The following is an 18,897-nucleotide window of genomic DNA, read 5'->3' as shown; positions in this document are numbered from 1 at the left end:
GTCACTTCTCCTTCGCCTGCGAGCCGAGCTTGAGCGAATGCCAGCCCGGGGTGAGCTGGAGATCCTGCTCACGCACCTGGCCGGTCCGGTCGCGCCATGTCAGGTGCACCTTCAGCGGCCCGGTCACCTTCTGCCCGAGACCGATGTGCACCATGTGGCTGCGTTTGCCGGAGTGGCCGCTGCCACCGTCGACATGGCCGATGAACGTACGACCGTGTTGGGTGGTCACCTTCACCTGCGCGCCGACCACGGGCGACCCGGGAGCCGTGAGCGTGCCGGCCGCCGTGCTGTTCGCGTCCGTCGCACTCTCATGGGTCAGCCGGAGTCCGAGGAAGTCACCGGGAGCCGGGCTCTGGTTCTGGTAGAACACCGGCGGGCCGAACTGTCGGGCGACCGCGAAGTCGACCAGCCCGTCCCCGTTCGAGTCACCCGTGGCGATGCCACGGGTGGGGATCGGTACCGCCAGGCCGAGTTCTTCGGCCACGTTGGCGTACTGACCGTCCGCGCCCTTGGCGAAGAAGGCGAGCGTCTGGTTTCCGGCGAGATCCGCGCCCTCCCGGACGACCGGCCATGACGTGAGGTAGCGCAAGACACCGTCGTTGGCGGCCGCCAGTTCCTGCAACTGTGCCCAGCGGTTCACCCAGCCCTTGACGAACCCCGTGGCCTGAGTGATCGCCGGCTCGCCGCTGTTGTTGAAATCCTGGATCTTGACGTCCCAGCCCCAGCCCGACCAGGCGGTGCGCACCTGGGCACTCTGGTCCTCCCACGGGGCCACGCCCTCGCGCAGCCTAGCGCGCAGATCGGCCTGGTCCTTGGCCGTGGAGACGAACTGGAAGTTGCTCTCCTGGATGCCGTACGACGTGGTGATGTTACTGACGAAGAAGTCGTAGATGCCGTCATGGTTGAGGTCAGCGGTATCTGAACCCATCCCCTTGAACGAGTCATGTCCCAGCGTCTTGGACTTGGGGATCCAGGGCGTGCGCTCGCCTTCGACCAGTGAGAACCTGATGTTCCCCGGCGTGGACCTGTTGTGCAGCAGCCGGTCGGGGCCGAAGTCGTTGTTCAGGTACAGCTCGGGCAGCTGGTCGCCGTCGAGATCGAGGGAGGTCGCTCCGAGGTCCCATGCCCGCGAGATGTCCTCCGGCAGAACGTCGTCCAGTCTCTGGAAGGCCGGTGTGCCTTCCGCCGTCCCGGTCCATCGGAAGAAGTAGTCCCGGCCGCCGTTGAAGGCCCGGGACATGGAGTCGCTCATCTCCACTTCTCCGCCGTTCGCGGTGTCGTCCAGAATCTTCGAGCCGTCGGCGAAGTAGTTTCCGATGAAGACATCGAGGTGGGAGTCACCGTCGAAGTCGGCGACGGTGGCCACGTTGGTGTTCCAGATGGGACCGGTGTACTCGCCGCTGCCGGAGCCCTGCACCAGCTCGGCGGGCTGGAACGCGTCGGCGGAGAGCACCGGCGCGCCGGCCCGCTGTAGGTAAAGGATCGGCGAGCGGCCCCAGTAGTAGACCAGCAGGTCCTGGCGGCCGTCCTCGTTGAGGTCGGCGGGGACGCAGCCCATGGGCGCCATGGCCTTGTTCATGGGCAGGGCCCCGGGGGTCAACGCGAACGGCCCGTACCGGTCGGACCGCTCACCCGGTGTAGGTGTGATCACCACCTGGTCTATCCGGGTGTCGACGATGCAGAGATCGTTGTCGAAGCCGTCCCCGTCCAGGTCGTTCATCGCGACCGCGGCGCCGACGGAGGAGATCCAGGCGCTGATCCTCTCGTAGCCCCTGTTCACTTTGCGGATCGTCTGCTGGGGGAATCCGCCGGGCATCGCGACACTCAACGGCGTGAACGCGTACCTGCTCGCCAGGGCCGCTCTCTTGTCCGCGGACGCGAAGTGCGGATTACCCACCACGAACACGGTCGCCATCAGTCCGAGGGCGACGATTCCAGGTAGTTGCCGATACAGCCATTTGGCTTTGGTTGTCACGGGGTGACACCTCCAAGGGATGCGAACTGATCTGCAAGGCGCCGCCGCCATACCTCGTAGGCCGGTAGTTCACCTCGCACCGTCCCGTCGGGACGGGTGTCAAGGCTGATCCACGCGGCGTGTTCCGGCGTGGTGCCACAGAGGACCTGCGTCGCGACCTCGTTCTGCGGCGTCAGCAGGCCCGCTCTGACCCGGGCCTCGGCGGCGAAGGCGCTTCCCTGCGCCAGGTGAGAGCGATAGGTTCCCGCGCGGTCGCACAGCCTCTGCAGTTCCTCCGCAGAGGCGCCGCCCGCATACGTGGCGGCGAGCCCGACGCCGCTCCACAGATCGGGGTTACGCCGCTCCGGGAACTTGTCGATCATCGAGGCGACCCGATCGGTGTCGGCCCCGCCGATGAACCACATCGCCCGCCCGATGCCCTGGTCGATGGCCCGGCCGGCATAGGACCGGGGGCCGCTGGCAGGCCATGGGAAACCGGGATCCTGATACTGCTCGTCGATGTATCGCCGGGTGTGGAAATAGGCCTGATGGAAGCCGAAGCCGTCGTGTACGAGCCACAGCAGCAGTGGGTCGAGGCCGGTGCTCTTGGGCCAGCGGAACCGCGGCAGTCGCGCCATCGCCCAGCCGATACCGATGTAGATCATGTACACGTGGTTCCGCCCCCGTCCGGCGAGGAGGTCGTCGACCTTGCTCCCGCTCCCGAACGGCAATCCGTCGAGGACGGCACAGCCCATCCCCGCACCCTCGTAGGCGAATCCGCGGAACCGCCGGGGGACCTCCTCCAGGCACCCCTCCGCCTCGGTGACGGAACGCGCCTCCATGGCGTGCGCATAGCCTTGGAGGAACGTTTCGCCGATCGTCTCCAGCAGTTCCCGGGACTCGGGACTCTTCACGTGGAAACCGCGGGTTTCCATCTTCGTCTCCGAGACGCCGGGCGTCAGAATATGACGCCGCAACGACCGTAGAGCCTTTTTCAATTTCCTTTCCCCCCAAACCCTTCCGTGAGTTCGCTTATCAATCGAATCCAACTTCTGAGCTAATTAAAGAATGCTCGCCCGGCGCCCTCGGCTCACGTTTTCAACAGGAGCCGGCATCAAGCGGAAACGGGGTCGCCGGAGGCCGGGAAGCGCGCCCGCACCCTTTGCCTCCAAAGCTCGTATTGCGGAACGGGGCCGGAGCCGTGAGGGCTCACCTCGGTGTCGTCGGCGAGAGTGACGGCGTCCTGGAGGGACAGGTCCGCCAGGACGCTCACGGCCATCTCGGTATGCGTCGGGATGAAGCCCGCGTAACTGCGGGCCTTGGCCGCGAAGACCGCGCCCTGAGCCAGTTCCGGCCGGTGTGCGCCGGCCTCCCGGCGCAACACGGAGAGCGCCTCGGCCCCGCAGCCCCCGGCGAATGTCGCGGCCAGCCCCACGCCACTCCACAGATCGGCCTGCCGGTGGCTTGCGAAACGCCGCACGGAGGCGGTGACATCCGGCACCTGGCCGCCGTGGATGAACCACAGCGCCCGGCCGACGCCCTGGTCGGCCGCACGTGCGAAGTAGCCGGGTGAGTTTTCCCACGGATACGGCGAGGGAACGTACTGCCCATCCACCCAGCGCCCGGTGTCGAAGTAGGCGCGGTCGAAGCCGTAGCCGTCGACCGCCAGCCAGCTCATCGTCGGGTAGTACGCCGACCCGGTCAGGTCGGGCATGACCTTCTTCCACAGTGGCCTGGGCAGCCGTGCCATGGCGAAACCGATGCCGATGTAGGTGAGGAAGATGTGCGGCTGTCCTGGGCCGAGCAGCAGGTCCCGGACACGATGACCACGACCGCCGCTCATGGCGTCGAGGATGGTGAGGGCCATCGTCGCACCTTCGTAGGCGAACCCCCGCAGTTCGGGTTCCACCATGCTCAACCGTCGCTCGACCTCCCACTGACCTCGGGCGTCGATTCCCCATTCGAACCCGCAGACGACTGCCTGGGGGATGGCCTCCAGCCGCTGCGTGGCGTCCGTCTGTGTCACAGGGAAACCTCGCCCGGCGAAAGTCACATCGGCTAGGGACGGAGCCAGCAGAAGCCTGCGCAAGGAGCCAGATAAAGTCGACATCATGCCTTCTGAATTCGCCTTCGGACCCGATCGGATAATGGTCGTATGTGAAGTCCCCTATGGCGTTTTGGGGCTGCGTTTCTCTGTCGGTGTTTTCCGGCCGGATACGTTCGTGATCGAGGCCGGACCATGGGGAAGTTCACATCGGATTCAAGGGTGAAGTCATCAGGGGCGTCTGGTCGACGAAACCGGTCGGCTGGACGGTCGTGCGCGGGAAGCCGGCGAGATCGCCGAGCAGGACGACCGGCCCGCGCCCGCGCGGGAGATGGCCGTCGATGAACACCAGGGTGACTCACCACCGGGCACCTCTCCTCGGACTTGGGCAGTGACGCCGTCCCGTGCCATGTACCTCTCCTCGGAGATGGGGATCTCATGCGGTGGCGTTTCATCACCTGAACCGTGCGGCACACCACGCTCCTCCTAGGGTGAGGCTCCGGCCGAAGCGACGCTTTTCTCAAAATGCGCTATCGGCTCGGCGGGCCCGGGCGCCGGTGCGCCGGGCCGCACGGCCAGGCATGGCTCGGAAGGTCCTGCCCGGGGGAAGAGTCGGCCACATGAGAGCGCGCTCGACCGGCCTGCCGCTCGGTGGAGTCAGCACGTCCAGAGATGCCGGAGCCCGTCCGGGTGCTGACACTTGGGCGGACACGATGCCATCGCGTGAGGCACGTCGTCCTGCCCCCTACGACGAAGAGGTCACACATGGCCAACCGGACAACTCCGAGGCAGAATGCCATCGTCCAACCGTCGGCGCTCAACGGCCGATATCACAGGATGGCGCTGGGCGTCTTCCTCGTGATCGTGCTGGCCCACTGGGCGGAGCACCTCGCCCAGGCGGTCCAGATCTATTTCCTCGACTGGCCCCTGCCCGAAGCCCGCGGCGTGCTTGGGGTGCCCTTCCCATGGCTGGTGCAGTCGGAATGGATGCACTACGGCTACGCGCTGATAATGCTCGTCGGGTTCCTGCTGCTTCGCAAGGGTTTCACCGGGCGCTCCCGCACCTGGTGGAACGTCGCCCTGGGTATTCAGGCCTGGCACCACCTGGAGCACTTCCTACTGCTGGCGCAGGTACTGACCGGTAACAACCTGCTGGGCAAGCCGGTGCCCACCAGCATCATCCAGCTCCTGATCCCCAGGGTGGAGCTTCACCTGTTCTACAACGCCATCGTGTTCGCACCCATGGTGGTGGCCATGCTCCTGCACCGGCGTCCCCGTGAATCCGAACGTGCCCGGATGTACTGCGGCTGCGCACTCGCTCCCGCGCGGTGACGACGACGGGCCGACCGGCCGGGCACGGGCACTCGCCGATCTTTACTATGGCGCTGACCCTCATCGGGGCCTTTCTTCTGTACATCGCCGTGCCGAACATCGGTCCAGTCGTGCGTGCGGCCCGTGCGGACGGGACTCCCGGTGTGTTCACCGCGGAGCGTCTCTACTGCGTCCAGCATCCCGGGCACGAGAGTTGCAGTTGGATCGGGAGGTTCCGGTCCGACGACGGTGCGGTGAGTCGGATCGGCGTGACGCTCCACGGCAGCAGTCGCGACTCGCACCACACCGGCAGGGAGACCCAGGCCGTCGACGTCGGGCGGATGAACCGGGTCTACGGCCCGGAAGGCTCGTCGGAATGGGTGTTCACGGTGTTGATGCTCGTCGCTGGGACGGCGATTCTGGCCTATCCGCACGCCCGCTTGTTGCGCCGGCCGATTGCGGGGCCACCGGCTCCAGAGCCGATGGCCTGATCGGCGTTTCGCGACGAGGGAGAGGGGAGGGGGCGGTCGGGGCCGCCTCGCCCGCCCCCGGAGGTTCCCCGTCTCCCGCCCCGCTGTACTCACCGGGCCTGGCCCGGCCCGGTCAGGCGCACCTCTGTGCCCTGCTCCTGGCCGGGCCGGTCGGAGAAGAAGCCGACGGTCATCTCCAACGTCGGCGTGTTCCTCAACGTGTACAGGCGTCAGTGGATCCGGTCGAGGAGTGCGGCCAGTTCGTCCGGCGCGGTGAACATGGGCCAGTGACCGGTGTCGATGGTATGGAAAGTCCAGGTCGGGGCGGTCCGCAGAGCCGCGACATCAGGCGTCAGCTGATCGTCGACATGGTCCTTGGCACAGACCACGTAGGTGGCGCGCTGCTCGGCGAGGGGTCGCTGCAGAACGGCCGGCTCAGTGATCGTGCGACCGGGATGGCCGACGCAGCGGTCGGCCAGCCACTGCGCCTGGTACGGGGTGAGGTCGGTGTCCTCGGAGAGGAGGTCGGCGTCGGGGGCGGGCCAGCAGCCGTGGTTGTCGGCGATGAGGGCGTTCTCGTCAGGCTGCTGATCAGGGGGGAACGCCTGGAGCATCGACCGGCCATGGCGGGGAAGGACCGCCTCGACGTAGACCGTATGAGCGACGCGGTCGGAGGCGCGGTCGGCGACCTGACCGGCGACGATGCCGGAGTAGCTGTGGCTGACCAGGACGACGTCGCATAGGTCTGCGGTGACGAGTACGGCCAGAACATGGTCGACATGGCTGCTCAGGCCGATGTGGGAGACGTCGCCGCAGAGACTGTCCAGGCCTGGCAGGGTCAGAGGGCGAGCCTGGTGGCCCAGGGCGCGCAGGCGGGTGGCGACCGGTTCCCAGGCCCATGCCCCCATCCAGGGGCCGGGGAGTAAGACGAAGATGGTCATGGGGTCTCTCCTTTCTCGGTGGATAGGACGCGAGGCAGGCGGTGCGGTGCCATGGGCCACGATCGGAACGAATGGCGAGTCGGCCGTTGCCTGATCGCGGATCTCCTGAGCTTGATCTAACTCGAAGATCAGACCTTAGCCGGGCAGATGGCAGCGAATCTCAGCCGATGATCGGAGGATGAGGCTGCGAGTGTGAGGAGTGGTCAAGGGCGACCTCCTTACCGGTGAGCCGTTCAAGCTCTTGGGCGGAGATCATCCCGACACCGACGGTCTCGTCCAGACGCTCGGCCGCCGCGGCGAACGGGGTGATCGGCTCTTCGGCCCGGGTGGTCGCGGCCGAACCAGAAAGCAGGAGGCGGGAGGGTAGGGTCGGTGGTATGACCTGGCGACATTGATCCTGAACGATAGGTCGGTCTGGCGCGTGCTGCCGCGGACCTCCGGAGATGCCGAGCATCCCGAGTCCGTACAGTCCCCGCGAGAAGGACCTCATGACCACTTCTTCTCTTCGCGCGCCCGGCGGGCGCGCGAAGCGCTTGGCCGCGACGCTCTACGCCTACACCTTTCTTGATGAGTTCGTCCTGCTCTACCCGTTCTATACGCTGCTCTTCGTCGACACGGGCCTGTCGACCGCCGAAATCTCCTCGCTCCTGGTGGTCTGGTCACTGACCTCCGTCGTTATGGAGGTCCCGTCAGGAGTGTGGGCAGATGCCGTCTCGCGGCGTGGGCTACTCGCCCTCGCGCCGCTACTGGCCGCCGTCGGCTTCGGCCTGTGGGTCGCCGCCCCCTCCTACTGGGTGTTCGCCGCGGGCTTCGGCCTGTGGGGCGCCTCGGGAGCGCTGCAGTCGGGCGCGCTGGAGGCGCTGGTCTACACCGAACTCGACCATCTGGATGCCACCGGTCGCTACGCCGCGGTCATGGGCCGCGCCCGCGCGATCGGCACGGGCGCCGTCATGGCGTCCATGGCCGTGGCCGCCCCGGTGTTCGCCCTGGGCGGCTACCCGCTGGTCGCCGTGGGCAGCGTCCTGGCGTGCGTGCTCGCCACGGCCGTCGCACTGACCTTTCCCGAACATCGCCTACGCGGGCAGCGGGAGGGGACCTCGCCGGGCGGCTACGTCGCGACCCTGCGCGCCGACCGGTCGACGCGCCGGGCGCTGCTGCTGGTGCCGGCGGTGACGGCACTGTGGGGATCGCTGGAGGAGCCGGGTGATCCGAGCCGGGCCCATCACGCTCTGTCCCGGACCGTGATGGGCCCGGCCTGGCTCAGCGGCCCGTGAACCGGGGCAGGCCGAGTTCGGCGAAGACCGGGCGGTGGTCGGTGTCCGGCAGGGGGTGGACGCCGAAGCTGTTGACCGCCATGCGCGAGTCGGCGAGCACATGGTCGATCGTCACACCGGGCAGCGGCTCCCAGCCCTGCTGCGGCCAGGTGGGGATCAGGCCGTTCCCGGTGACGTCGGCCGCGTCGCGGTAGCCGCTGCCGAGCAGGTCGCGTACCAGCCCGTGGTCGAGGGTGGCGTTGAAGTCGCCGGCCAGTACCCGCAGCTGCCCGCCCGCCCTGGGCAGTGCCCGCAGCCCCTCGTCCCAGCACCAGACCTTGTAGTCGTACCTGGGCGCGCAGGGGTGGACCGAGACGACCTCGATCTCGTGGCCGCTCGGATGCCTGATCACCCCCCGTGCCTGCCGGAACCTGCCCAGCGCGATCAGGGGTTTCTCGGTGATGGGATGCCTGGAGTAGATGCCGGAGCCGTGTACCCCGTCGACCGCGCGATCCACCACATGGGGCATGCGCTTGCGCAGGCCGGCCGCCTCCAGGCGCTCGCGTGCGGCGGGGGTGAGCTCCTGGAGGGCCAGCACGTCCGGATCGAGGGAGCGCACGAGATCCATCAGGGCGTCGGTGTCTCCCGCGCCGACGGCCAGGTTCGCGGCGAGCACCCGGAGCCGCTCGTCCGAGGCGGGCTGGTCGCCGTCGGCGAAGTAGCGGGGGAGCACGGCCGTCGCCAGCACCGCGCTGGTGACCAGGGCGAGGGCCGCGGCCGCCCAGCGGCGCAGCCCCAGGGCCAGGAGCAGCGGGATCACCGAGGCCACCGCCGCGTACGGGGTGAAGGCCACCAGGGGGACCCACTGCCACAGCGGGGTCCACCCGCCGGTCCTGAGCACCGCCCACACCGCGAACGGCAGCACCATCGGCCAGACCAGCAGCAGGCCCACCCATCTCGATCTGATCATGAACCGGGAGCGTAACGGTCTTCTGTGCAGATTCGGTGGAGATTGGCAGCTTTTATCCGCGCAAGCCGGTGGCTTCAGGTGAGGTGGTACGCCTGGGCGATTTAGCCGGATTTCCGGGATGAAACTGATCTTGCGGACTTATCTCATTTGAGTCAATATCTGGTCGAGAAATTTGAAAATCCCCATAACGCCGCGGACACGCTTCCTCACCCCCTCGGAGGCCGCCTTGCGTTTCCCCGCCCGTCTCGCCGTCATGGCCACCCTGGTCGCGTCCATGACCGCGGTGATCAAACGACAACAACTGCGAGCAGGGCGCGACCGTCGGGCAGCTGCGCGACTCCTCCCGCAGCCAGCCGCTCAACTACTGCCTGGACAACATCAAGGCGTGGCACGACGCCAACCCCGATCACGAGCTTCTCGTCATCAAGCTGGAGGCGAAGGGCCGCTGACATGCCCACGCGTACCGGGAACCGCGGCCGCTCACCGGCCCTGGGCGCGCACGAACGCGCGAACTCGAGGAGAAGCTCAGGCTTCCTGAAAGCGGCGGCTGTACGCCACGCGCGAAAGACAGGTTCGTCTGAGGTGGGTGAGCCGGTTGGAAACGGTGCCGGGGGAAGGCCGGAGCCCGTCGAGCGCGATCCGCGGTGGCCGCTCGCCCTTCTTCGCGACCGGTACAACGACCGATCATGTCCGAGGACTCGGCCGACCCCATTCTGTTGGGATTTCTCAGAGGATGGGGTCAGGCGTATCCCGGCTACGTCAACCGGAGGGGGACGAGTTCGGAGTGGTCACCGGCGCGACGCAGGCCGGGGCACTCGGGACGGTCGGCGATCGACCGGTCTTACAGCAGGTCCCACGTCACCGGCTGCGCCATCGCCTCGGGGTACTTCTTCTCCACATAGCGCAGGTACTCCTGGATGTGCGCTTCCATCGCGGCCATGGACGAGTCACCGTCATGAGCGCTGAGCGCCTCGAAGATGCGTGTGTGCGCTTTGAGCACGGCGGAACGGCGGTGCAGAGGATAGTTCACCCCCAGCGCGGTGCCGTCGATTATGCCCAGCAGCGCGTCGATGAGAAAACCGAAGAGCGCGTTGCCCGACGACCACGCGATGATGTCGTGGAACGCCTTGTTGGTGTCGAGAAATATCTCGCGATCATTGAGATTCTCCCGCATCCCGTCGACCGACTCGGCCAAACGTTGCAACTGCTCGTCCGTCATCCGCTCGGCCGCGAGTCGGGTCATCATCGGTTCGAGACCCACTCGCGCCTCGACCACGGAACGGAACGGCGCATTCTCGAACTGCAGCAGTAGCACGAGGGCGGTGGCGAGGTTGGACGCGTCGGGCTTTTCCAGCGTGGGACCGCCCCCCGGCCCCGGCTTGAGGGAGATGACCCCCTGCAACTCCAGGAAACGCAACGACTCGCGTAGCGTGCCCCGGCCCACCTGGTAATCCTCCAGCATGAGCCGTTCGGACGGTAGTCGGTCGCCAACGGAGTATCCGTTGCGCCGTACGTCGTCGATGATCCGTCGGGCGATCAGCACCGCGGTCTTCTGCGGGCGTGTCCTTGAACTGTTGTTCATCGCGTCTCCGGAGAGCTAATCGAAGATGAAATGGTGCACCCACATCTGATGCTAATTATCGTATGCATCAATCTCGCCACACGATATCGATCAGGAAGTGATCAAGGATAGTACTGGCTTCCTGCCCGTTGGCATGTGATTCCCGGTGACCGCCGCGCCCCTTCACGGACGCCCCGCGACCGGCGCACCGTATCGACGCATTCCTGCCGGTACGCGAACACGCCTTGCCCGCCGTCCGCTCGGCAAGGCGAGCCGGTTGCTCAGAGCCGCTCCCGGCCGCCTCCGGTGCGGGCCCAATGACGGTGATCACCGATTCCCAGCTTCACGGCTTTGACCTCTATCCCACACGATCGCCCCTGCGGGAGTTCCATGAGAAAGGGCCGGGATGGTCATCCCGGCCCTTTCTCATGGAACACAAGGTTAGCGCGCCCACGGCGAATCGACGCCGAGGACCCGCGCGATCGTCCCGCCCAGCACCGACTTGCTCTCGTCGTCGGTGAGTCCGAGCGCCTCGATGGCGGCGATCTCCGACCCGGGGTCGGTCATCGGCCAGTCGGAGCCGAACACGATCCGCTCCGCGCCGTGGTTCCGGATGAGCCGGCGTACCCGGTCCGGTCGCAGGGTCGCGAGGCTCGGCGGCCAGGATGTCTCCAGCACGACGTCCGCGCCGGAGAGCATCTCCTCGGCATCGTCGAGGATCTTGTAACCGCCGAAGTGACAGGCCATCAGCCGCAGATCCGGGAACTGCCTGGCGATGTCCGCGATCATCTTCGGGCTCGACAGACTGTTGGTGCGCGCGTCGCCGCCCTCGCCGACATGGGTGATCACGGCGATGTCGCCGCCGAAGGCCTCGAGGATCAGCCAGAGCCGTTTGTCGTCGAGCGCGAAGTTCTGGAACAGCGGGTGCAGCTTCACCGCCTTCACACCATGCCGCTGCAGGCTCGCCATGTTCTCCTCGACCGGCAGGTCCACATGCACCGTGCCGAAGCCGATGCGCTTCTCCGACATCAGCCCGGCCACGAACGCGTTGACCTTGTCCACGTGCCGGGCCTCGTTGGCGATCCCGAGGCAGCAGCTGATGTCCACGCCGGTCGACTCCATCTGGCGGGTCAAGCCGCCGACCGTTCCGTCACCGCGGGGCTCAAGACCCGGGACCCGGTTGCTTCCCAGCGCGATCCCGGCGATCTTGTCGGGCCAGACGTGCGTATGAGCGTCAATGATCATGGGGATATCCTCACAACTTGCCGGACTCGCCGCCGTCGACCACGAAGATCGCACCTGTGGTGAACGAGGAGAGGGGCGAAACGAGCAGACAGGCGAGGGGGACGAGTTCGGAGGGGTCCGCCATCCGGCCCGCGGGAATCTTCGCGACCCGCCGCCGGAGCAGTTCGGGGGACTCGAGCACGGCCTTCTGGGCGTCGGTCTGGAACGCGCCGGGAGCGATCGCGTTGACCCGCACGTTCTTCGAGGCCCACTCGGCGGCAAGCGCCTCGGTCATCCGGATCATCGCGCCCTTCGAGGTGGAGTAGCCGACCAGGTACGGCTTGCCGCGCACACCCGTCGTCGAGGCCACGTTGAGAATCCGGCCGTCACCTTGCGCGATCATGTGCCGGCCGGCGGCCTGGGCGAGCAGCATCGGCGCGATGACGTTGACCGTCATCGTGTCCTTCCAGATCTGCGGGTCCTGGTCCACGAACTTCCCGGCGGGCGCGACCCCGGCGTTGTTGATCAGCCCGTCGATCCGGCCGTGCCGCGCGATGACCTCGTCGACGAGGCCGACGACGGAAGCCTCGTCGCGCATGTCCGCCTCGATGATCGAGATGCGGCCCTCACCCCTGGCCGCCAGGTCGCTGAGGCTGTCCTTGGAGCGGGCGGCGGCCACGACGTATGCGCCCTCGGCCGCGAGCTGGATGGAGATCGCCGCTCCGAGCCCCCGGCTGGCACCGGTGACGAGGACGACGCTGTCACGCAGTCCGAGGTCCATCAGGAGACTCCCTTCGACAACCGGCGCGCGAGCGCGTCGAGCAGCACCTCGGTGGCACCCTCGTAGACCCGCAGCGGACGGGCGTTGCGATACAGACGTTCGATCTTCGAACCACGCACCAGGCCGAACCGGCCCATGATCTGCACTGAGCGGTCGACCACGCGGCCGGCCGCCTCGGTGGCGCTGACCTTCGCGATCGACGAGTAGTCGAGGTGGGCGAGCGGGTCGGACTGGGCCAGTGCCGCCGCCCGATAGGTGATCGCCCGGGCCGACTCCACCTCGGTCCAGGACAGGGCCACGCTCTGCGAGACGGCACCAAGGTCGATCAGCGGCCGGCCGAACTGCTCCCGCGTCTTCGCGTGCCGCAGCGCCTCGTCGAGTGCGGCCTGGGCGAGGCCCACCGCGGAACCCGCAACCGTCACCCGGAAGACCGCGAGGGTCTGCAGCATGAGAGAGAACGCCTTGCCCGGTACGCCGAGCCGGTTGCCCTCGGGCACCACGACGTCGTCGAAGTCGAGCTCACCGAGGATGTGAGGCGCGATCAGGTCGTCGCCCCGCGTGATCGTCAGGCCGGGTGTGTCAGCGGGAACGAGGACCATCGAGTAGCCCTCATCCTCCTTTCCGAGCACGCAGTAGAAGTCGGCGGCGCCGCCGTTGGTGATGAACGACTTCCGCCCGTGCACGCGCACTCCGCCGGGAACGGCCTGGATCGTCGTGGTCACCCCCCGCAGGTCCGAGCCGACGTCCGGCTCGGTCAGCGCCAGACCGGCAATCGCGTCGAGCCGGGCCACCTGGGGCAGCCACCGGCTCTTGAGCTCGTCGGAGCCTCCTACGGCGAGCGAGTAGCTGCCCACCCCCTGCATGCCGAACAGCGAGTCCAGGTGAGCCGAGCTGTACATCAGCGCCTCACGGACGACCACGATCGACAGCGGGTCGAGGACCTCGGTCTCGCCGCCGTACGCCGCCGGCACCACCTGCCGGGCGAGGCCGCTTTCACGCAGTGCCCGCAGGACACCCGGGTGCACCTCGACACACTCATCGGCCTCGTTCGCGAACTCGTCGACCTGAGCCGCGACAGCACGCGCGATCTCCTGGATCTTCCGATGACGCGGGCTCAGATCGAACATCTGCCCATCTTCCACGATGCTGTCTCTCCTGTTGAGGTCTCGGCGGAGTACGGCTGGGCTCAGCGACGCTGGTCGAACCTGCGACCGAGCAGTTCGGTGACGATGCGGATGCGCTGCATGGTCGGCGTACCGCCGGCGATGGCCCAGCCGTGGGCGTCACGGTGCAGGCGCTCGATACCGTACTCCTCCGTGTAACCGTTGCCGCCGTGCAGCTGCATGGCCAGGTCGGTGACCCGCTTGGCCATCTCGTTGGCGGTGCACTTGGCGAGCGACACCTGCAGCGGGTCGGGCAGGCCGGTGTCGGCGCCGGCTGCCGCGCGCTGAAGGAGCAACCGGGCGGCCTCGACCTGGAGCACCATGTCAGCGAGGATCACCTGGACGCTCTGGAACTCGATCAGAGGCTTGCCGAACTGCTCGCGCTCCTCGACATATCGCATCGTACGGTTCAGCGCCTCCTGGCCGATCGCCAGGCTCATGGTGGAGTTGCCGAGCCGCTCGATCGAGAAGACACCAAAAAGCTTGCCGAAGTCACCGGCGGGAACGACGACGTTCTCCTTGGGCACCTGCACGTTGTCGAAGATGACATCGGCGGAGGGGATGCCACGGAAACCCATGAGGCGTTCCGGAGCGCCGAAGCTGAGGCCCGGCATGCCCTTCTCGACGAGGACCGCGCCAATGCCCTTGGAGCCGGGGGCGTCGCTGAGCCGGCAGTACACCAGGTACTGGTCGGCCTCGCCGCCGTTGGAGATCCACCGCTTGCCGCCGTTCATGACGTAGCCGCCGTTCATCGGCTTCGCGGTGGTACGCATGTCCGTCGCGGCGGAGCCCGCGTCAGGCTCGGAGATCGCCACGGCCATGGTCCTGTCACCGGAGATGATGGCGGGCAGCCATCGCTCGCGCTGCTCCTCGGTGGCGAGGTGGTTGATCACCTGTGCGGGGCCGGTGTTAGCCTCGAAGATCTGGAACGCGGCCGGACGGCATACCTTGCCGAACTCTTCGATCACGGCCAGGGCCTGCGAGAGCGGAGCTCCCGAGCCTCCGAACCGCTCCGGGTGGGCGATGCCGAGGAAACCGAGGTCGCCCAGCCGCTTGCGCTGTTCCAGTGAGATCGGCGTCCGATCCACGTCGAGCTGTTCCGCCATGGGGGCGTACACCTCTGCGGCAACACGCGCGGCCAGCGCACGGATCTCCTGATGCTCATCGACACTGGCAGACATGGCATCCGTTCTTTCGAATGTAATCATTATTCTAGATTCCTCGCGTGTGGCCGTCAACGGCCGCGGAGGAGGGGGTGGTGACCGGGCGGCCACCATGGACACTATGATGAATATCATGATAAACAATACCCATGGGAGTTGCGCAAGTTCTTGCTGATGTTGTGATCGTCGACGCGGTCCGGACCGCAAGTGGCCGCGGCCGTGGCGGAGGTGCTCTTGCGGACGTCCATCCGGTCGACCTCCTGGCCCAGACCCTGACCGGCCTGCTGGCCCGCAATGACCTGGACCCGGGCATCGTGGACGATGTGCTGATCGGTTGCGTGTCGCAGGTGGGTGAGCAGTCCGCCACCCCCGGCAGGATGGCCTGGCTGGGCGCGGGTCTCCCGCCACACGTGCCCGCCGCCACGATCGACCGCAAGTGCGGATCGGGTCAGCAGGCCGTGCACTTCGCGGCCCAGGCGATCAGGGCGGGCTCGTACGACATCGCGATCGCCGGCGGCATCGAGTCCATGAGCCGCGTCGTCATGGGTTCCGCGCGCATGGACGCCGACCCGTACGGCACGCAGGTCGCGGAGCGTTTCGCGCCCGGACTCGTCTCCCAGGGCGTGGCGGCGGAACTCGTCGCGGCGAAATGGAAGCTCGACCGTACCGCCCTCGACGAGTACTCCGTACGGTCACACCGGCTCGCCGGCGCGGCACAGGACGCCGGGTGGTTCGATCGCGAGATCCTCGCCATCCAGACCCCGAACGGCGTCGTGGACCGAGATGAGACGATCCGCCCCGGCAGCACCGTTGAGAGGCTCGCGACCCTGAAGGCGGTCTTCGAACGCGACGACCTGTCCCGGCGCTTCCCGGAGATCGGCTGGAGCATCACGGCCGGCAACTCCTCACAGATCACCGACGGCGCCGGCGCACTGCTGGTGATGAGTCGCGAGAAGTGTGATGAACTCGGCTTCACCCCGCGTGCGCGCGTCCATTCCATGGCCGTGTGCGGTGACGACCCCCTGCTGATGCTGACCGCTCCGATCCCGGCGACGCACCGGATCCTCGAGCGCTCCGGACTCACGCTCGACGAGATCGACCACATCGAGATCAACGAGGCCTTCGCACCGGTTCCGCTCGCCTGGCTCGCTGAGTTCGACGTCGATCCGGCCAAGGTCAACCCCAGGGGCGGAGCGATCGCGCTCGGTCATCCGCTCGGCGCCTCCGGAGCCCGGATCATGACGTCGATGCTGCACGCGCTTGAGGACAACGGGCAGCGCTACGGTCTTCAGCTCATGTGCGAGGCAGGTGGTATGGCCAACGCCACGATCATCGAGCGCCTGTAGCCATTACCCCATCACCATTTCCGAACAGGAGATTCATCGTGGATGTCAACGGAGCCTCGGTCGTCGTCACCGGTGGCGCCTCCGGCCTGGGAGCCGCCACGGCCGCCCGGCTCGCCCAACGGGGTGCCCACGTGGTCATCCTCGACCTGCCGGAGTCGCAGGGGAAGACAGTGGCGGAGGACCTCAACGGCCGCTTCGCGCCCGCTGACGTGACCGACCCAGACGGGGTGAACGCCGCACTCGATCTCGCCGAGGCCGTGGCTCCGCTGCGGGCGGTCGTCCACTGCGCAGGGCGTGGCGGTGCGGTCCGTCTGGTCGACCGGGACGGCAACCCCGGGTCACTGGAGACATACGAGAACGTCGTCCGGATCAACCTGATCGGCACGTTCAACGTGCTGCGGCTCGCCGCGACCCGGATGGCGAAGAACGACCCGGTCGACGAGGAGCGGGGTGTCTGTGTGCTCACGGCGTCGGTCGCGGCGTACGAGGGCCAGATCGGCCAGATCCCCTACGCCTCCGCCAAGGCCGGGGTGGTCGGCATGACGCTGGTGGCCGCGCGCGACCTGGCCTCGAAGCTGATCCGGGTGACCACGATCGCTCCGGGGCTCTTCGACACCCCGATCCTGGCCCGGCTCCCCGAAGGGGTGCGTGACTCCCTGGGCAAGTCGGTCCCGCATCCCAGCCGCCTGGGCCTCCCAGACGAGTACGCCTCGCTGGCGCTGCAGATCATCGAGAACAAGATGCTCAACGGCGAGACCATCCGCCTCGACGGCGCCATGCGCATGGCTCCCCGCTGACCAGGGGACCCATGGCGGACACCAACGCCGTCGTCGACGGCATCGGACCCCGGGGCGCGAGCCCGCCCACCGGCGCGCGACCGCCGGCCTCAGCGGGGTCATCGGCTCCCGTGGCGCGGACCGGGTCAAGAAGAAGGTCGAGGAAGAGGAAGCATGAGTGAGACAGCCGCGAGCACCGAGTCCCCCGAGCTCCTCGTCCAGGAACGCGGCCGGGTCCTGGTGCTCACCATGAACCGCCCCGAGGTCAGGAACGCCATGTCGATGGCGATGGCCCACCAGATCGCCGACGCCCTTGAGATGCTCGACGAGCGTCCCGACCTCAGCGTCGCGGTCATCACCGGGGCTGGAGGCACGTTCTGCGCGGGCATGGACCTGAAGGGTTTCGCCCGTGGGGAGCGGCCGGTCGTCGAGGGCCGCGGTTTCGCCGGGCTGGTGCGGCGCCCCCCGAACAAGCCGCTGATCGCGGCGGTCGAGGGCTACGCGCTGGCGGGCGGCTTCGAGATCGTGCTCTCCTGCGACCTCGTCGTCGCCTCCAGCGAGGCCAAGTTCGGGCTTCCCGAGGTCAAACGCGGGCTCACCGCCGCGGCCGGCGGACTCCTCCGCCTTCAGCACCGCGTTCCCTACCATCTGGCCATGGAGCTTGTCCTCACCGGGCGTATGTGGCCGGCTCCCGATGCCGCTGAGGTTCATCTGGTCAACCGTCTGGCGGAGCCGGGCGGCGCGCTGCGGGCCGCGCTCGAGCTTGCCGAGGAGATCGCCGCGAACGCGCCGCTGGCGCTCGCGGCCTCCAAGCGGGTCCTGGTGAATTCCACGGACTGGCCGCTCGACGAGAAGTTCGACCGCCAGGAGGAGTACGTCAACCCGATCCGCGAGTCCGCCGACGCCAAGGAGGGGGCCTTGGCCTTCGTGGAGAAGCGCGCTCCTCGCTGGACGGGTCGCTGAACGCACGGCAGTGAGGCGGCCGGGTTGGCTGAGACCTGCCGACTCCGGTGACCAAGCCCCTTGCCCGTTCATCCCGGCGCTCCTGCGCCCGGCATCGCGCCGTGTCACCTGGTCAGCATGATGATTGTAATTATTAATATTCAAGCCGGCCGATGCCGGCGAGTGGAGAGGGAAGGGCCTCAATGTCTGACGAACGATCTCTGGCGGCGCGTCTTGCGAAGCTCGAGGACCGGAACGCCATCCAGGAACTCGGCGTTCTGTACGGCTACGCGATGGACGAGCGCGACGAGGCGATGATCCGCAGGATCTTCTGCGAGGACGCCACACTCCGTTCCCAGGACGGAGTGTTCGCCGCCACCGGCATGGAGGAGATCGTCACCACCTATCTGGGGCGGTTTGCTGTCCTAGGCCCGACAAATCACTTCACTCACGGCCATGTGATCCGATTTGATGAGTCCGACCCGGACGTCGCCTACGGTCTGCTCGCGTCACACGCCGAGGTGGCTCGGAACGGGGTCACCATGCTCGTGGCTCTGCGCTACAAGGACGTCTACCGCCGAGTCGACGGTGCCTGGCGGTTCGCGGCCCGTCTCATGTCCTACATGTACTACCTGCCGGTTACCGAGTATGCCGAGGGCCTGGGGGACAGGAACAGCGTCCGGGCCTACGGCGATCACCGTCCGGCGGACTGGCCGGAGTCCCTGTACTCCGACGGCGCCAAGAACGACTGGCTCTGGGACTTCCTCGACTGAGGGTCCGACGCCCTTCGGCGGTCAACCCCGATACGGAACTCCACCCTGGCCACGAGCACGGTGACGCCCGGCCTGGCCGGACTGCTCGTTGCCGTGGCTGCGAACGCCGACTCGGCCGGGACGGAGTCAGTTCCACTCCCGGGGGTGACCGCCAGAGGTTATGGATGCCCGGTCCTGGTGCCGCCACCGAGCTGATCCCCGGCAACTGCGGTGCCGGGGATCAGC

The 18,897-nt window shown here is 67.4% G+C and carries 18 protein-coding genes; 7 read left to right on the top strand and 11 right to left on the bottom strand.

Features of this window, described 5'->3' with window-relative positions; genetic code table 11:
- Position 1: 1 nt before the first annotated feature.
- The 4 genes from ACWD3H_RS42280 to ACWD3H_RS42265 form a co-directional block, all read right to left on the bottom strand.
- Entirely contained in the window at positions 2-1,975 is a 1,974-nt protein-coding gene (locus tag ACWD3H_RS42280) for a CRTAC1 family protein (RefSeq protein ID WP_451959019.1), read from the bottom strand.
- Positions 1,972-2,931 (bottom strand): DUF1702 family protein, encoded by a 960-nt coding sequence (locus ACWD3H_RS42275; protein WP_451959018.1) that lies wholly within the window; start codon positions 2,929-2,931, stop codon positions 1,972-1,974. The genes ACWD3H_RS42280 and ACWD3H_RS42275 overlap by 4 nt, the downstream gene beginning before the upstream one ends.
- 137 nt (positions 2,932-3,068) lie before the next feature.
- On the bottom strand, positions 3,069-4,064 hold the full coding sequence (locus ACWD3H_RS42270) for a DUF1702 family protein (protein ID WP_451959031.1): 996 nt from the start codon (positions 4,062-4,064) through the stop codon (positions 3,069-3,071).
- A gap of 139 nt (positions 4,065-4,203) precedes the next feature.
- A complete protein-coding gene (locus ACWD3H_RS42265) occupies positions 4,204-4,347 on the bottom strand; it encodes a hypothetical protein (protein ID WP_355559345.1) in 144 nt (47 codons plus the stop codon).
- A gap of 416 nt (positions 4,348-4,763) precedes the next feature.
- On the opposite strand from ACWD3H_RS42265, the gene ACWD3H_RS42260 reads away from it, so the two are divergent.
- Together ACWD3H_RS42260 and ACWD3H_RS42255 are read left to right on the top strand one after the other, a co-directional pair.
- Positions 4,764-5,330, top strand: coding sequence for a hypothetical protein (locus tag ACWD3H_RS42260; protein WP_355559348.1), 567 nt, complete (start codon positions 4,764-4,766; stop codon positions 5,328-5,330).
- 47 nt (positions 5,331-5,377) lie between these two features.
- Complete coding sequence (locus tag ACWD3H_RS42255) at positions 5,378-5,800, top strand: hypothetical protein (RefSeq protein WP_451959017.1); 423 nt, start codon at positions 5,378-5,380, stop codon at positions 5,798-5,800.
- 209 nt (positions 5,801-6,009) lie between these two features.
- On the opposite strand, the gene ACWD3H_RS42250 is transcribed toward ACWD3H_RS42255, so the two are convergent.
- Positions 6,010-6,720 carry an alpha/beta fold hydrolase gene (locus ACWD3H_RS42250; RefSeq protein WP_451959016.1) on the bottom strand — a complete coding sequence of 237 codons (711 nt, stop codon included), beginning with the start codon at positions 6,718-6,720 and terminating at the stop codon, positions 6,010-6,012.
- A 488-nt stretch (positions 6,721-7,208) separates the two neighbouring features.
- Here ACWD3H_RS42250 and ACWD3H_RS42245 point away from each other — a divergent pair, with 488 nt between their 5' ends.
- A complete protein-coding gene (locus tag ACWD3H_RS42245) occupies positions 7,209-7,994 on the top strand; it encodes an MFS transporter (protein WP_451959015.1) in 786 nt (261 codons plus the stop codon).
- Here the strand turns inward: ACWD3H_RS42245 and ACWD3H_RS42240 are convergent.
- The 6 genes from ACWD3H_RS42240 to ACWD3H_RS42215 form a co-directional block, all read right to left on the bottom strand.
- Positions 7,981-8,943: an endonuclease/exonuclease/phosphatase family protein gene (locus ACWD3H_RS42240; RefSeq protein ID WP_451959014.1), complete on the bottom strand. Its 963-nt coding sequence runs from the start codon at positions 8,941-8,943 to the stop codon at positions 7,981-7,983. The two genes, ACWD3H_RS42245 and ACWD3H_RS42240, sit on opposite strands and share 14 nt — an antisense overlap.
- An 841-nt stretch (positions 8,944-9,784) precedes the next feature.
- Positions 9,785-10,525: a FadR/GntR family transcriptional regulator gene (locus tag ACWD3H_RS42235; RefSeq protein WP_451959013.1), complete on the bottom strand. Its 741-nt coding sequence runs from the start codon at positions 10,523-10,525 to the stop codon at positions 9,785-9,787.
- A gap of 420 nt (positions 10,526-10,945) precedes the next feature.
- Positions 10,946-11,749: an amidohydrolase family protein gene (locus tag ACWD3H_RS42230; protein ID WP_451959012.1), complete on the bottom strand. Its 804-nt coding sequence runs from the start codon at positions 11,747-11,749 to the stop codon at positions 10,946-10,948.
- A 10-nt stretch (positions 11,750-11,759) separates the two neighbouring features.
- A complete protein-coding gene (locus tag ACWD3H_RS42225; RefSeq protein WP_355559369.1) occupies positions 11,760-12,509 on the bottom strand; it encodes an SDR family NAD(P)-dependent oxidoreductase in 750 nt (249 codons plus the stop codon).
- Positions 12,509-13,636, bottom strand: coding sequence for an acyl-CoA dehydrogenase family protein (locus ACWD3H_RS42220; RefSeq protein WP_451959011.1), 1,128 nt, complete (start codon positions 13,634-13,636; stop codon positions 12,509-12,511). The genes ACWD3H_RS42225 and ACWD3H_RS42220 overlap by 1 nt, the downstream gene beginning before the upstream one ends.
- A gap of 59 nt (positions 13,637-13,695) precedes the next feature.
- On the bottom strand, positions 13,696-14,853 hold the full coding sequence (locus ACWD3H_RS42215; protein ID WP_451959010.1) for an acyl-CoA dehydrogenase family protein: 1,158 nt from the start codon (positions 14,851-14,853) through the stop codon (positions 13,696-13,698).
- Between the two features lie 131 nt (positions 14,854-14,984).
- Here ACWD3H_RS42215 and ACWD3H_RS42210 point away from each other — a divergent pair, with 131 nt between their 5' ends.
- The 4 genes from ACWD3H_RS42210 (at position 14,985) to ACWD3H_RS42195 (ending at position 18,672) form a co-directional block, all read left to right on the top strand.
- Entirely contained in the window at positions 14,985-16,181 is a 1,197-nt protein-coding gene (locus ACWD3H_RS42210; RefSeq protein ID WP_451959009.1) for a thiolase family protein, read from the top strand.
- Between the two features lie 38 nt (positions 16,182-16,219).
- Positions 16,220-16,978, top strand: coding sequence for an SDR family NAD(P)-dependent oxidoreductase (locus ACWD3H_RS42205; RefSeq protein ID WP_355559381.1), 759 nt, complete (start codon positions 16,220-16,222; stop codon positions 16,976-16,978).
- 153 nt (positions 16,979-17,131) lie between these two features.
- On the top strand, positions 17,132-17,920 hold the full coding sequence (locus ACWD3H_RS42200) for a crotonase/enoyl-CoA hydratase family protein (protein ID WP_451959008.1): 789 nt from the start codon (positions 17,132-17,134) through the stop codon (positions 17,918-17,920).
- Between the two features lie 182 nt (positions 17,921-18,102).
- Positions 18,103-18,672, top strand: a complete 570-nt coding sequence (locus ACWD3H_RS42195) for a nuclear transport factor 2 family protein (RefSeq protein WP_355559390.1) — start codon at positions 18,103-18,105, stop codon at positions 18,670-18,672.
- Positions 18,673-18,897: the final 225 nt, after the last annotated feature.

It is taken from the genome of Streptosporangium sp. NPDC002607 (assembly GCF_053592655.1).
The sequence above is the reverse complement of the archived record's forward strand: the minus strand, read 5'-3'. Positions and strand labels throughout refer to the sequence as shown.

Bases quoted from the DNA above. Each gene is read 5' to 3' on its own strand.
- ACWD3H_RS42270 (WP_451959031.1), bottom strand. From the start codon at position 4,064: ATGTCGACTTTATCTGGCTCCTTGCGCAGGCTTCTGCTGGCTCCGTCC.
- ACWD3H_RS42260 (WP_355559348.1), top strand. From the start codon at position 4,764: ATGGCCAACCGGACAACTCCGAGGCAGAATGCCATCGTCCAACCGTCG.
- ACWD3H_RS42255 (WP_451959017.1), top strand. From the start codon at position 5,378: ATGGCGCTGACCCTCATCGGGGCCTTTCTTCTGTACATCGCCGTGCCG.
- ACWD3H_RS42250 (WP_451959016.1), bottom strand. From the start codon at position 6,720: ATGACCATCTTCGTCTTACTCCCCGGCCCCTGGATGGGGGCATGGGCC.
- ACWD3H_RS42245 (WP_451959015.1), top strand. From the start codon at position 7,209: ATGACCACTTCTTCTCTTCGCGCGCCCGGCGGGCGCGCGAAGCGCTTG.
- ACWD3H_RS42240 (WP_451959014.1), bottom strand. From the start codon at position 8,943: ATGATCAGATCGAGATGGGTGGGCCTGCTGCTGGTCTGGCCGATGGTG.
- ACWD3H_RS42235 (WP_451959013.1), bottom strand. From the start codon at position 10,525: ATGAACAACAGTTCAAGGACACGCCCGCAGAAGACCGCGGTGCTGATC.
- ACWD3H_RS42230 (WP_451959012.1), bottom strand. From the start codon at position 11,749: ATGATCATTGACGCTCATACGCACGTCTGGCCCGACAAGATCGCCGGG.
- ACWD3H_RS42225 (WP_355559369.1), bottom strand. From the start codon at position 12,509: ATGGACCTCGGACTGCGTGACAGCGTCGTCCTCGTCACCGGTGCCAGC.
- ACWD3H_RS42220 (WP_451959011.1), bottom strand. From the start codon at position 13,636: ATGTTCGATCTGAGCCCGCGTCATCGGAAGATCCAGGAGATCGCGCGT.
- ACWD3H_RS42215 (WP_451959010.1), bottom strand. From the start codon at position 14,853: ATGTCTGCCAGTGTCGATGAGCATCAGGAGATCCGTGCGCTGGCCGCG.
- ACWD3H_RS42210 (WP_451959009.1), top strand. From the start codon at position 14,985: ATGGGAGTTGCGCAAGTTCTTGCTGATGTTGTGATCGTCGACGCGGTC.
- ACWD3H_RS42200 (WP_451959008.1), top strand. From the start codon at position 17,132: ATGAGTGAGACAGCCGCGAGCACCGAGTCCCCCGAGCTCCTCGTCCAG.
- ACWD3H_RS42195 (WP_355559390.1), top strand. From the start codon at position 18,103: ATGTCTGACGAACGATCTCTGGCGGCGCGTCTTGCGAAGCTCGAGGAC.